Here is a 13127-nt window from a genome sequence, read left to right on the forward strand (position 1 = left end):
TTCTGTTTAATAATTTTTGATTAAATCTACTGTAGAACGATCCAATTTTTTAACCAAGGCTTGTAAGAAAGCTTGAGCTTCAAGGAAATCGTCCATTGCATAAAGGGTTTGGTGAGAGTGGATATAACGGGCACAAACACCGATTGTTGTTGATGGGACACCACCATTTTTCAGATGAGCTGCACCTGCGTCAGTTCCACCTTTTCCACAGTAGTATTGGTACTTGATTCCAGCTTCTTCAGCTGTCGTTAAAAGGAAATCCTTCATACCTGGGAGAAGCAAGTGACCTGGATCGTAGAAACGAATTAAGGTTCCATCACCAATCTTACCTTGACCACCATAAACATCACCAGCTGGCGAGCAATCCACAGCAAGGAATACTTCTGGATCAAATTTAGTTGTTGATGCATGGGCACCACGAAGTCCGACTTCTTCTTGGACATTAGCCCCAAGATAAAGTTCATTGCCTAGTTTTTGGCCTGACAAGTTTTCTGCCAACTCACTAACCATGAGAACTCCGTAGCGGTTGTCCCATGCTTTTGAGATGATATTTTTTGAGTTAGCTGTTAGGATTGCACTACTATCTGGAACAATGGTATCTCCTGGGCGGATACCATAACTTTCAGCCTCAGCCTTATCCGCAAAACCACCATCAAAGACGATATCTGAAATAGCTGGCATGGTTGGTCCGCCTGTTCCACGAGTCAAATGTGGAGGTACTGAACCTGAGATAACTGGAATTTCACGTCCTTGGCGCGTAAAGAGTTTAAATCGTTGGCTGCTGACAACCATCGGGTTCCAACCACCGATTTCAACTACTCGGAAGGTTCCATCTGGTTTGATTTCACTTACCATAAAACCAACTTCATCCATGTGAGATGCTACCAAAACACGAGGTGCATCGACTGCTTCTGAGTGTTTGATACCAAAAATACCACCTAGGCCATCAGTCACTACTTCATCCACGTGAGGAGTTATTTTCTCACGAAGATAAGCGCGTACAGGTGCTTCATGACCTGAGATAGCAGAAAGTTCTGTTACTTCTTTGATTTTAGAAAATAATGTTGTCATTTCTATCCCTTCTTTCTTTCAACCATTTTACCACTTTTTATAGGAGAAGGGTAGTGAAAATCATCAATCTATAGATCTATCTGCACCAAAAAAGAATCACGACTGTGATTCTTTTTATTTTGAATTTCTCTTTAAAGAAAAGTGATCTGGTACGGGATCTTTACCTATTTCAGACCAAGGATGACATCGTAAAATCCGTGCCAATCCCATCAGAATCCCCTTAAATCCATGTTTTTCAATAGCCTGAATCATGTAGTTTGAACAAGTAGGCTCAAATCTACAAGAAGGGGGGAATGCAGGGGATATAAAGCGTTGGTAAAAGCGCACAGGCGCAATTAAAATTCGTTTCATTATTTATTAGTTGTTACAGCCATGGTGTGTAGTTGGCTGATTTCTTTTTTGTTAAGACGACGGGATTCTCCTGGACGGAGACCTATCAAGTCTAAGTGTCCAAAACGTGTCCGAGACAACTTATCCACTTGAAGCCCAACTGCTTCAAACATCTTTTTAACCTGGTGGTTACGTCCTTCATGGATGGTCAATTGTACAACAGAACGGTTTTTAACAGGATCTACTTTGAGAATTTCGTAGACGGCCGGCTTAGTCTTCTTACCATCAATCTCAAGACCACGAGTTAAGGGGCGGAGGTTTTCCTTGTTAGCAATCCCTTTTACACGCGCCACATAGACCTTGTCAATCTCATTTCGAGGGTGAATCATCTCGTCTGTAAAGTCACCATCATTGGTCAAAATCAAGACACCTGATGTATCCCAGTCCAAACGTCCTACAGGATAGATACGCTCTTTCACATTAGGCAAAAGATCGACAACCGTCTTACGTCCCTTATCATCTGTCACACTAGAAATCACTCCGCGTGGTTTATTGAGCAAATAGTAAACCTTTTCTTCGTTGTAGATTGGTTGACCTTCAACTTCTACCTTATCGCCAGACTTAATGGTTGTCGCTAATTCACGTACTACCTGACCGTTAACAGTCACCAAGCCTTGCTTGATCAACTCCTCTGCTTTTCTCCTACTGGCCACTCCTGCGTGGGCAATATACTTATTGATTCTCATCTTCTTCTATCCTTTCACCAAATAATTGGCTTTCTTGTGCTTGAATTTCAAGCTCATCAATCACAGGCAATTCTTCCAAATGGTTAATACCCATGTAATCTAGAAAATAATCCGTAGTTACATAGAGATTAGGGCGACCAAGAACTTCTTTTTTCCCATCTTCTCGTATCAAATCGAAGGCCTGTAACTTAGCTAGAGCTCCGCTTGAATTAACCCCACGAATAGCGTCGATTTCTATACGTGTGATAGGTTGCTTATAAGCAATAATGGACAAGGTTTCAAGCGCAGCCCTAGATAGACTCTGGTTGATTGGCGCCTTAGAATATTCCTTCAAAATAGCTGCAAATTGAGGCTTGGTCACCAATCTGTAGGCCCCTCCTGTCTCAATCAGGGCCAAACTAGAATCCTGGTCTTTTTCATACTTTTTGGCTAATTTTTCTAAGCTTTGCTGAATTCCTGTTGGTGGTAACGATAAGAGTTCTGCCAACTGACGAGCCCTAATCCCATCTTCACCTGACACAAACAGGAGCGCTTCTATTTTTGCTAAAGTACTCATACGTCCTCTCTATCAAGCCTGACTTTGCTCTACTTGATTTTCCTCATTCTTTTTTATGAGATAAATATCTCCAAAACTCTCTTTTTGAATCAAGAGAATTTCTTGGGTTTTAATCAACTCTAAGGTTGCTAAAAAAAGTGTAATGACCTCTTGTAAATCCTTGGTTTCTTTAAACAAATCCTGCAGGCATAGTTGTTGCCCTTCTACCAAGGATTCCCGAACGATGACCATCATATCCTCAATCTTATACTCATCCCGTAAAATAGTTGTATGGTTTTTCGAGAATTCTTCCTTTTTCTTGGTCAGTAAGGTTGAAAAGGCTAAGAAAAGATCAATCGTGGTCTTATCATGCACGAGTTCTGCATCTTCGTAAATCAACTCTGTCGGTGCTTTAGAATAATACTGGGCTCGTTCTTGGTGCTTGACTTCCAACTGCTCTCCCAAGAGTTTAAACTTACGATATTCTTCAATCTGAGAAAGGAGATCCTGCTCTAGGTCATCCTCTAAATCAGACACTTCCGCAACCTTTGGCAAGAGCTTACGACTTTTAATCAGCATCAGTTGGCTAGCCATCAGCATATATTCACCTGCCACTTCTAAACGCATGGCTTGTAAGGTTGATATGTAGGCTAGATACTGCTCAATAACTTCTGTAATCGGTACATCATAGATATCCATCTGATACTTTGAAACCAAGTGTAAGAGCAAATCCAAAGGCCCTTCAAAATCTTTTAATTTAATATCCATTATCTATATTTTTCTAAGGTCATGACTGTTTTTAATCCCAATTTTTTGGCGATTTCATACAAGTCAACCTTCTCTTCAATTTGTCTCAGTATAAACTGTTCTCTCAATCCTTGAGCCGATAAATCTGCAAAGCCTTTTTCCTTTAGAAAGGCTTCTAACTGACGAAAAGCCCATTGACGAGAGTATGGCTTACCAGTTTTTTCAAAGAGGTAGGTCTGTCCCATCAAGGGTTCTAACTCTGCAAGTAAATTTGTAGGAAGGCTCAAGATTCTTTGTTGAGAAGCTTTATTGACTCTCAAAACTTGAAAATCCAGGTTCACATCACCTGTTTTTAAGGCTAGAATTTCACTCGGCAAGAGCCCCAGTTCTACTATTAACAAGGCTAGCAAGCGTCCTTCTGGATAAACACTTTCTTGCCAGAAAGAACTCAAGTCTAAAAGCTCTGACTTGACTTGTTTTTTCTCAGCCTGTTTGGGTAATTCCAAACGGTAAAAGGTGCCAATCTTTCCTTTCTGATATAAGAAGTAAAGAAATTGATTGCAAGCAGAAACTTTCCGCTTTTGGGCACTCATTTTAAAATTTGATAATTGAGCTTGGTAGATTTTTAAACTTGTCTCTGAAATTTGTTTTCCAACAAAATCCAAAAACTGCTCCAAATCATACTTATAAGACTGCTTAGAATTACTAGATAGATTTTGCTTTTCTTCTAAAAATACTGAAATCCATTCTCTCATTTGCTTCGAATCTCATATTCCTTACTAAAATCATGCAGGAGGGCATTGACAGCCTTGAGGATTGACTTTCGCGTGATAATTCCTTGGAAAAGGCCATCCTTACCAACGACTGGCAGGAAAGACTCATCCACTAGCTTATGTAAAACATCCGTCAATGTATAGTCTGGATTAACTACCGCGACATCCTTCTTTGTCATGTGAACAATATCCATATCCGCCATGACTTCCTGACTTAAATCCTGCTCCATTTGATATGCAAAAATATCTCTAAGCCCTATGGTCCCAACAAATTTTTTCTCAGCAGTCACTACTGGAACTCGTGTATAAGTCATCTGGCTAAGGAGGAGAATTGCATGATCTGCATTGTGAGTATCAATGAGTACAGCCAAATTTTCAGCAGGAGTCAAAAAGGTTTCCTCTTGCTCCAGCAAAAAGAGTTCAAATTCTTTGGCAATCATCGAGCAAACTCCTTGGATAAGCCAGGATAAACCTCATGAGCACGTGTCAAAAAGTCCACTTTGAAATAGCTGTCATCTATCTCTACACGAGCATAAAGACATTCTCTGATGGTTCCACGTGGTTGGCTGATAGAACCTGGATTTAGAAAGAAGGTCTTCCCTTCCATCCAAGCATTTGGTACATGCAAGTGACCATAGAGACAGATATCAGCATCTTCCTCTTGAGCCCAAAAATCTAGTTTTTGGAAATTGAAGTTAATGTCAAATAAGTGTCCGTGAGTCTGGATAATCTTGGTAGGACCCAGTTGAGTCACTAAGCGTTCTGGATAATCTGAATAGAAATCCATGTTTCCTCTAACTACCTGAATCCCTTCCCAGAGTGGTGAATCTGGGCGAAGCTCCGAGTCACCATCGTGAAAAATGGCATCAACTTTCCCAAGATAGCGATCACGTATTTCTTCGACAATCAAGCTATCTCCATGGGAGTCGCTCATTACAATGATGGTTTGCTTTGCCATGATGGAAATACCTCCAAAAGTTTCTTAACGGCTAAGGCACGGTGGGATTGACTATTTTTTTCTTCAAGAGTTAATTCAGCTGATGACTTGCCTGTTTCTCCTACTAGGAAAAGAGGGTCATAGCCAAAACCATTTTCACCCTTAGGTTCAAAATTAATGTAGCCTGGCCAATCAGCTTCGACCACCAAGCTTTCCTTACCTGGGCTAGCCACAACCAAAGTGGTGTGGAATTGTGCCGAACGGTCCTTGAGTTCAAAGACCATGGCTAATTCGTGCAAGAGTTTAGCATTGTTTTCCTGGTCAGTGGCTCCCACTCCTGCAAATCGAGCTGACCAAACGCCTGGTAATCCACCAAGGACATCGACTTTAAGACCAGAATCATCTGCTAGAACCATCTTGCCTGTCAATTTGGAGATGGTTTCAGCCTTAAGGCGAGCATTTTCTTCAAAGGTCATACCAGTTTCGGCAACTTCAGGCAGATCTGGGTAATCATTGAGATTCTCCACATCATATCCAAGTTTGTCAAAGATAGCACGAAATTCCTTGGTCTTCCCTTCATTACGAGTCGCTATCAACAAGGTTTCTCTGACTTTGCTAGTTTCAAAGAAGGTTTCAACATCTACTCCTTCTTTAGGTAATTCCACATGCAAGAGTTGTCCATTTTCAACTAATAGCAAGGCACCTTGGCGTTGAATGACTTCCAAGTTTCGACCGGCTTCTGCATTTAATATCTCAACGATAAAAGATAGCAAGCGAAAGTTGGAAGACCAGCGCATTACCGTAATCGTGATTGGAAAACCATTTTCCTCATCACGGAAAATGCGAGCCAAATCCATAAAATCGAGATCAAGAGGATCTTTTATGAGGCTATAGATTCCACCGTAGACGTCCCAGACACCTACATACCAGTCCTGGTCATCCTTGTATTCATAAATTTTGTTTGTCATAATGTTACATGCTCCACATGAATCTCTTTTTCTAGCCATTCCGCTCCAATCTGAGCAAAACTATGGCTATTTGCAGTCGTATAAAAACGGTGTTGTAGAGGCCCCGCATCGCGGCCACGATTAATCTCAAAATAATTGAGTAAGACAGAGATATCCCGTACACACTCTGCTCCACTATCAATCAGTTTTACCTCTGGTCCCATCACATTTTGGATAATGGGTCTGAGGAGCGGGTAGTGGGTACAACCCAAAATCAAGCTGTCTACCTTGCCCACTAATGGACGCAAGGTTTCATAAACTACTTTCTTGGTCACACTGGTTGAAAGGGCACCAGACTCAACCAAGGGAGCAAACTTAGGGCAAGCCAAACTTTCAACTTGCAAATTTGGATCTAGGTCATGAATTTTTTGACGATAGATATCTGATTGTACTGTCATCGGTGTTCCAATCACACCGATTCTCCCACCCTGACTTGCTTTGATAGCAGCTGAAGCACCCGGTAAAATCACTCCAAGAACAGGAATATCGAGTTTGGATTTAATTTCTTCCCAAACAACTGCTGTTGCAGTATTACAAGCGATGACAATCATCTTGACATCCTTAGTCAAAAGAAAGTTGACCAACTGCCAAGTATACTCACGAATTTGCTCAGCAGGACGAGGCCCGTAAGGTGCCCGTGCCGAATCTCCAATATAGACGATTTCTTCATGAGGAAGCTGGCGCATGAGCTCACGTACAACGGTCAAGCCTCCAACGCCCGAATCCAAAAAACCAATTGGTCGATTATCCATACAGTCTTCTTTCTAGTCTTATTTTTCTGATTGATAGTTCATTATCATTACATTTCTCGTTAAAATTTCTGACAGACTGGTAAACTCCAGACTATCTCCCTCTTAATCATAATCAAATATCAATAGAATGCAAGGAAAAAGTCTTATCCTTAAATATCAGTTGAACATAGTGAGAAGTCTGGAATTTTCATCCCAGACTTTTCCTATTTATTTCTTTTTATTGTTAGCAAGGGCTGCTTTTTGTTGGCGAATGATTTGGTGGTACACTTGTTGTACCTTAGCTTCGCTTGGCTTTTGACCATTTGCACTCAACAGAGTACGAACTGCTTCTGCATTCAAACGTGGGTTATCAGCAAATTCTTTTTCAATTTGCTTGCGCACCAAGTACATTCCTCCAAGAGCTCCACCTAGAAAAGCTAAAACAATCAAGACAATTGCTAAAATAAGGTCCATAATATTTCTCCTGTTTCTTTTTGAATCTTCTATATTATACCATAAAGTCCCACGCCTGACTAGTTTGATTTACGCTTTCAAAAGGGTAGGGCATTACTCAGATTCTTTTTCAGCTCTAATCTTTTTTAATTCAATAAAATTAAAAAAGAACTAAAATTTGGTAAAATAATTCAGTTTTTCCTAAAAAACCTTGCATTGAATCTATTTATTTGCTATATTAAGATTATACAAAACAAAGGAAACATCTTTCTGCAAGGCTTATTTTTTTACAAGAAAATGTATGCGCTTACAGATTTGAGAAAGGAGTTTTTATGGAGAAGAGCTATTGGGAAAAATCCTGTAAGTATAGCATCCGAAAATTGACCGTTGGAACTGCTTCTGTTTTACTGGGAGCTGTTTTTCTAGCAACACAGAATGTAGCTGCCGATGGCATCGAAGTGAAAGAAAATCAAGCAAGTGTCAGTGAGACTACGGTTCAAGTGAATACAAAAGTAGAGGAACCCACTCAAGAGAATAAGGAAAATCAACCAAGCACAAAAAATCAAACTTCTACTGAATTAGCTGACAAAGAGGTAAAACCTGAAAAGGAAACACCTCAAACACATCATCAATCAGAGACTAACGCTGTAGTTGAACCTTCTGAAAATAAGGAGAGTGAAAAACCAGAACTTCCTATGACTAAGCAAGAAAACTATCAACTTCATTACGACCAACCAACTGCTCCTTCTTATGACGGCTGGGAAAAACAAGCCCTGCCAGTCGGAAATGGAGAAATGGGGGCAAAAGTTTTTGGGCTCATCGGTGAAGAAAGAATCCAATACAATGAAAAAACTCTCTGGTCTGGTGGGCCACAACCGGATAGCACCGACTACAATGGAGGGAACTATCAAGACCGCTATAAGGTCTTAGCAGAAATTCGTAAGGCATTAGAAGAAGGAAACCGCCAAAAAGCAAAACAATTAGCGGAGCGCAACCTAGTCGGACCAAACAATGCTCAGTATGGTCGTTACTTATCTTTTGGTGATATCTTTATGGTCTTTAACAACCAAAAGAAAGGCTTGGAGAATGTTACCGACTATCATCGTGGCTTAGATATTTCTGAGGCCATCTCGACTACTTCTTATACCCAAGATGGTACAAACTTTAAACGCGAAACCTTCTCTAGCTATCCTGACGATGTTACTGTGACCCACTTGAGTAAAAAAGGTGATAAAACCCTTGATTTTACACTCTGGAATAGTTTGACTGAAGATTTGATTGCGAATGGCGACTACTCCTGGGAATATTCGAATTATAAACAAGGGGCAGTTACGACTGATCCTAATGGTATTTTGCTCAAAGGAACTGTCAAAGACAATGGTCTGAAATTTGCTTCCTATCTCGGAATCAAGACAGACGGACAAGTCACTGCACAAGATGGCTATTTGACTGTCACCGGAGCCAGCTATGCGACCCTTTTACTCAGTGCCAAGACCAACTTTGCTCAAAATCCAAAAACCAATTATCGCAAGGATATTGACCTAGAAAATACTGTTAAGTCTATCGTAGAAGCTGCCAAGGCAAAAGATTATGAAACCCTAAAAAATAATCACATTAAGGATTACCAAAGTCTCTTCAATCGTGTTCAACTAAATCTTGGCGATAGCAAGTCTAGCCAAACTACAAAAGAAGCTCTGCATACCTACAACCCAGAAAAAGGGCAAAAACTAGAAGAGCTCTTCTTCCAATACGGACGTTATCTACTCATTAGTTCTTCTCGTGACCGGACAGATGCCCTTCCTGCCAACTTGCAAGGAGTCTGGAATGCAGTAGACAATCCACCTTGGAACTCAGACTACCACCTCAATGTCAACCTTCAGATGAACTATTGGCCTGCCTACATGAACAATCTTGCAGAAACTGCTAAGCCAATGGTCAATTATATTGATGACATGCGCTACTATGGTCGTATCGCTGCTAAAGAATATGCAGGTATCGAATCCAAAGAAGGCCAAGAAAACGGTTGGTTGGTTCATACTCAAGCAACACCATTTGGCTGGACAACTCCAGGTTGGAATTATTACTGGGGTTGGTCTCCTGCTGCCAATGCTTGGATGATGCAGAACGTCTATGACTACTACAAATTCACCAAGGATGAAACCTATCTCAAAGAAAAGATTTATCCAATGCTCAAGGAAACAGCCAAGTTCTGGAATTCCTTCTTGCACTACGACAAATCTAGTGACCGTTGGGTTTCTTCTCCATCATACTCACCAGAGCATGGAACTATCACAATTGGGAATACCTTTGACCAATCTCTAGTTTGGCAGTTATTCCACGACTATATGGAAGCGGCCAATCACCTGAAGGTCGACCAAGACTTGGTGACAGAAGTGAAGGCTAAATTTGACAAGCTCAAACCACTTCATATCAACCAAGATGGCCGAATCAAGGAATGGTACGAAGAAGACAGTCCTCAATTCACTAATGAAGGAATTGAAAATCATCACCGCCACGTTTCTCATCTGGTTGGGCTCTTCCCAGGAACCTTATTTGGCAAAGATCAGCCTGAATATCTGGAAGCAGCACGCGCAACCCTAAACCATCGTGGAGATGGTGGTACCGGTTGGTCTAAGGCTAATAAAATCAACCTCTGGGCTCGTCTCCTAGATGGAAATCGTGCCCATCGTTTGTTGGCAGAACAACTCAGATCCTCAACTCTAGAAAACCTCTGGGATACGCACGCGCCTTTCCAAATCGATGGAAACTTTGGTGCAACCAGTGGGATGGCAGAAATGCTTCTCCAATCCCACACCGGCTACATTGCTCCATTACCGGCCCTTCCAGATGCATGGAAAGATGGTCAAGTCTCAGGTCTAGTAGCTCGTGGTAACTTTGAAGTCAGCATGAAATGGAAAGAAAAGAATCTTGAAACGCTATCCTTCCTTTCTAATGTGGGTGGAGACTTAGTCGTAGACTATCCAAATATCGAAGCTAGCCTTGTCAAGGTAAACGGTAAGGAAGTACAAGCTACCCGCATCAAAGACAACCGTATTCAACTTACGACACAAAAGGGCGATGTCATTACCTTTGAAAACTTCCCTGGTCGTATTACTCGTCTGACTACCCAACGAAAAGATTCAACGACTGCAGAACTTAATTTCAATGCTGTTGAAGGGGCAACTCATTATGTCATCCATCGGGAAAGTAGAGATGAAACTGGTCAAACTTCTACTGTCCGTGAGTTTACAACCAACCAAACTCGCTTTATCGACCGTTCTATTGATTCAAGTCATGCCTATACTTATACCGTTAAGGCTATGCTAGGAGACCGTTCAACACCTGTTTCTGATGTTGCTTCAATTTCCGCCTTTAGTGAGCTCATGGACGATCGTGACTCTCGCATTCAGTATGGCGCTGCCTTTGGAGACTGGTCTGACTCCGAACTCTTTGGCGGAACAGAAAAATACGCCGATATCTCAAATGGGAATTATTCCGATAAAGATGCAACAGCAACCATTCCTTTCAATGGACCTGGTATTGAAATCTACGGACTCAAGTCTTCTCAATTAGGACTTGCTGAGGTTACAATTGATGGTAAATCTGTTGGAGAGCTTGATTTCTATACAGATGGAGCTACTGAAAAGGGTGTCCTAATTGGTCGTTATACAAATCTTTCTTCAGGCCCTCACCTCATGACTATCACTGTTAAGCGGGAACATAAGGGACGTGGAAGTGAACGCTCAAAAATTTCCTTAGACTACTTCAAGGTCTTCCCAGGTCAAGGAGAAACAGTTGAGAAGATAGATGATCGTGATTCTCGTATCCAGTACGGCTCAGCATTTAAAGACTGGACTGATGCGGAACTCTATGCTTCTACAGAGAAATATGCAGATATTAATGCAGACGATAGTCTCGCCCCTGAAGCAACTGCAAGAATTCCATTCTCTGGTACAGGTATCCGTATCTATGGACTGAAAACATCTGCCCTTGGTAAGGCACTTGTGACTCTCGATGGAAAAGAAATGCCAAGCCTTGACTTTTACACTGCTGGAGCTACCGAAAAAGGAGCATTGATTGGAGAGTTTACTAATCTAGCAGATGGTGATCATGTCCTAACTTTGAAAGTGGACCCGGATTCTCCAGACGGTCGAAAGAAAATCTCCCTTGATTCATTCGATATTCTAAAAGCTCCATCAGTATCATTAGATACACCAAGCCTCGAACCTATAAAGGTAGAAGATAAGACAGTTACCCTAACTTTACCAACTGGTAACTGGGATGCTGTTGCTGTGACATTCCCTGGTGTTACAGATCCCCTAGTCCTAAGAAAAGTCGATGAAGATCATCTTGTCACTTCTGGCGAGCAAACTGTATTAAGCATAAAGGATAACAAGGTAGAAATCGGCATTCCTGAAACTACGGAACGTAAAACTGGCAATCCAATAGAAGCTTATGCTATCCTAGGAGAAACACGAAGCAGTACTATTGTAACAGTCTTTCCAAAAGGGGAAACTGCACCTGTAGAAGATCCAGTTGTTACAAGCAAAGGTGACGAGCCTGCTCCAGTAGTAACCATTCCTGAATATACTGACCCAATTGGTACTGCGGGAGAACAGGAAGCACCTATTGTGGATATCCCTGAGTACACTGAGCCTATCGGTACTGCAGGGGAACAAGCAGCGCCTACCGTAGATATTCCTGAGTATACTGAGCCTATCGGTACTGCGGGCGACCAAGCGGCGCCTATTGTGGATATCCCTGAGTACACTGATCCTATCGGTACTGCGGGAGAACAGGAAGCGCCTGTCGTAGATATTCCTGAATACACTGAGCCTATCGGTACTGCAGGGGAACAAGCAGCGCCTGTCGTGGATATTCCTGAATATACTAAGCCTATCGGTACTGCGATCGACCAGGCAGCGCCTACCGTAGATATTCCTGAATATACTAAGCCTATCGGTACTGCGAGCGACCAAGCAGCTCCTATCGTGGATATTCCTGAATACACTGGCCCTATCGGTACTGCGAGCGACCAAGCAGCGCCTATCATCTCTCTTCCTGAGTTTAAACTCAAAGCCTTAAAAGACCAGGCTACCGGAGTTCAAGTCATCAGTGGAGCAAATGAGCTAGGTGAAGCAAGTTATCTTGAAATCCAGAAAGTAGACAAGCAAGAACTCTTGGGCAAGAAATATGATGCCTACGACATTCAACTCAAGAATGAAAATGGTCAACTAATCCAAGCAAAAGGTGCTGTACTGGTTCGGTTACCAATTTCTGGCACAGTCCAAGAATTCTATCGCTTCAGTCCAGAAAAAGACTTGAAAGCACAAGATTTCACAATTCGTAATGGCATGCTTGAGTTTCTCACCATTGATTTGACTACTTATGCTATCGTCTACAAGACTGAAACAGAAGTCCAACAACCAAGCTCAAGTCAAATCGAAGAAGCTAGTCCATTAGCAAATAAAAACCAGCTCAATGGTGAAAATTCTACAAATGACAAACAACTTCCTGCCACTGGAGAAGAGGCCAGCCCACTCCTCTTCATGGCAAGTCTCAGCTTAGCTTTAGCTGCAGCCTTCTTGCTTAAAGGTAAAAAATAGTGATCCCAATAAATCTATAAAGATTTAGATAAATAGAAAAAGGATGAGTAAATTACTCATCCTTTTGATTTCTTTCAGAGTCTTTTAAAATAAACTAAAAAGCCAGTTATAAATCCAGTTAAAAATCGAATATAACAAATTCAAAAGGAGTTCATAAAAAAATAAACAAATGTGATACCAAATGAATTCTA

12 protein-coding genes are annotated in these 13127 nt (G+C 41.5%); 1 reads left to right on the plus strand and 11 read right to left on the minus strand.

Annotated elements, in window-relative coordinates; genetic code table 11:
- Nucleotides 1-6 precede the first annotated feature (6 nt).
- From pepA to O3643_RS04055, 11 genes are all read right to left on the minus strand, one after another.
- Nucleotides 7-1071 (minus strand): glutamyl aminopeptidase, encoded by a 1065-nt coding sequence (gene pepA / locus O3643_RS04005; protein ID WP_371500014.1) that lies wholly within the window; start codon nucleotides 1069-1071, stop codon nucleotides 7-9.
- Nucleotides 1072-1185: 114 nt separating this feature from the next.
- Nucleotides 1186-1422 (minus strand): membrane protein insertion efficiency factor YidD, encoded by a 237-nt coding sequence (yidD, locus tag O3643_RS04010; protein ID WP_314945632.1) that lies wholly within the window; start codon nucleotides 1420-1422, stop codon nucleotides 1186-1188.
- Complete coding sequence (locus O3643_RS04015) at nucleotides 1422-2147, minus strand: pseudouridine synthase (RefSeq protein ID WP_371500016.1); 726 nt, start codon at nucleotides 2145-2147, stop codon at nucleotides 1422-1424. The genes yidD and O3643_RS04015 overlap by 1 nt, the downstream gene beginning before the upstream one ends.
- On the minus strand, nucleotides 2134-2703 hold the full coding sequence (gene scpB, locus O3643_RS04020; protein ID WP_247912838.1) for an SMC-Scp complex subunit ScpB: 570 nt from the start codon (nucleotides 2701-2703) through the stop codon (nucleotides 2134-2136). Before scpB ends, O3643_RS04015 begins: the two co-directional genes overlap by 14 nt.
- Nucleotides 2704-2715: 12 nt before the next feature.
- Complete coding sequence (locus O3643_RS04025; RefSeq protein ID WP_371500018.1) at nucleotides 2716-3450, minus strand: segregation/condensation protein A; 735 nt, start codon at nucleotides 3448-3450, stop codon at nucleotides 2716-2718.
- Complete coding sequence (xerD, locus tag O3643_RS04030) at nucleotides 3450-4184, minus strand: site-specific tyrosine recombinase XerD (RefSeq protein ID WP_371500020.1); 735 nt, start codon at nucleotides 4182-4184, stop codon at nucleotides 3450-3452. The genes O3643_RS04025 and xerD overlap by 1 nt, the downstream gene beginning before the upstream one ends.
- The gene (gene cbpB, locus O3643_RS04035) at nucleotides 4181-4642 is read right to left on the minus strand and encodes a cyclic-di-AMP-binding protein CbpB (RefSeq protein WP_036751926.1); all 462 of its coding nucleotides are present in this window, start codon (nucleotides 4640-4642) and stop codon (nucleotides 4181-4183) included. The genes xerD and cbpB overlap by 4 nt, the downstream gene beginning before the upstream one ends.
- Nucleotides 4639-5160 (minus strand): metallophosphoesterase, encoded by a 522-nt coding sequence (locus O3643_RS04040; RefSeq protein WP_371500023.1) that lies wholly within the window; start codon nucleotides 5158-5160, stop codon nucleotides 4639-4641. The genes cbpB and O3643_RS04040 overlap by 4 nt, the downstream gene beginning before the upstream one ends.
- Nucleotides 5136-6146: a nucleoside-triphosphate diphosphatase gene (locus tag O3643_RS04045; protein ID WP_371500025.1), complete on the minus strand. Its 1011-nt coding sequence runs from the start codon at nucleotides 6144-6146 to the stop codon at nucleotides 5136-5138. Before O3643_RS04045 ends, O3643_RS04040 begins: the two co-directional genes overlap by 25 nt.
- Complete coding sequence (gene racE, locus O3643_RS04050; protein WP_247912844.1) at nucleotides 6104-6898, minus strand: glutamate racemase; 795 nt, start codon at nucleotides 6896-6898, stop codon at nucleotides 6104-6106. The genes O3643_RS04045 and racE overlap by 43 nt, the downstream gene beginning before the upstream one ends.
- 207 nt (nucleotides 6899-7105) lie before the next feature.
- Nucleotides 7106-7351: a YneF family protein gene (locus O3643_RS04055; RefSeq protein ID WP_004251708.1), complete on the minus strand. Its 246-nt coding sequence runs from the start codon at nucleotides 7349-7351 to the stop codon at nucleotides 7106-7108.
- A 311-nt stretch (nucleotides 7352-7662) separates the two neighbouring features.
- Between O3643_RS04055 and O3643_RS04060 the strand changes: the two genes are divergently transcribed.
- On the plus strand, nucleotides 7663-12936 hold the full coding sequence (locus O3643_RS04060; RefSeq protein WP_371500028.1) for an SIALI-17 repeat-containing surface protein: 5274 nt from the start codon (nucleotides 7663-7665) through the stop codon (nucleotides 12934-12936).
- Nucleotides 12937-13127 lie beyond the last annotated feature (191 nt).

The sequence above is a fragment of the Streptococcus sp. 20925_1_44 genome (assembly GCF_041432435.1).
Taxonomy (GTDB): Bacteria; Bacillota; Bacilli; order Lactobacillales; family Streptococcaceae; genus Streptococcus; species Streptococcus infantis.

Excerpts from the sequence above, each read along its gene's own strand:
- pepA (WP_371500014.1), bottom strand. The coding sequence starts at position 1,071 with ATGACAACATTATTTTCTAAAATCAAAGAAGTAACAGAACTTTCTGCT.
- yidD (WP_314945632.1), bottom strand. The coding sequence starts at position 1,422 with ATGAAACGAATTTTAATTGCGCCTGTGCGCTTTTACCAACGCTTTATA.
- O3643_RS04015 (WP_371500016.1), bottom strand. The coding sequence starts at position 2,147 with ATGAGAATCAATAAGTATATTGCCCACGCAGGAGTGGCCAGTAGGAGA.
- scpB (WP_247912838.1), bottom strand. The coding sequence starts at position 2,703 with ATGAGTACTTTAGCAAAAATAGAAGCGCTCCTGTTTGTGTCAGGTGAA.
- O3643_RS04025 (WP_371500018.1), bottom strand. The coding sequence starts at position 3,450 with ATGGATATTAAATTAAAAGATTTTGAAGGGCCTTTGGATTTGCTCTTA.
- xerD (WP_371500020.1), bottom strand. The coding sequence starts at position 4,184 with ATGAGAGAATGGATTTCAGTATTTTTAGAAGAAAAGCAAAATCTATCT.
- cbpB (WP_036751926.1), bottom strand. The coding sequence starts at position 4,642 with ATGATTGCCAAAGAATTTGAACTCTTTTTGCTGGAGCAAGAGGAAACC.
- O3643_RS04040 (WP_371500023.1), bottom strand. The coding sequence starts at position 5,160 with ATGGCAAAGCAAACCATCATTGTAATGAGCGACTCCCATGGAGATAGC.
- O3643_RS04045 (WP_371500025.1), bottom strand. The coding sequence starts at position 6,146 with ATGGCTAGAAAAAGAGATTCATGTGGAGCATGTAACATTATGACAAAC.
- racE (WP_247912844.1), bottom strand. The coding sequence starts at position 6,898 with ATGGATAATCGACCAATTGGTTTTTTGGATTCGGGCGTTGGAGGCTTG.
- O3643_RS04055 (WP_004251708.1), bottom strand. The coding sequence starts at position 7,351 with ATGGACCTTATTTTAGCAATTGTCTTGATTGTTTTAGCTTTTCTAGGT.
- O3643_RS04060 (WP_371500028.1), top strand. The coding sequence starts at position 7,663 with ATGGAGAAGAGCTATTGGGAAAAATCCTGTAAGTATAGCATCCGAAAA.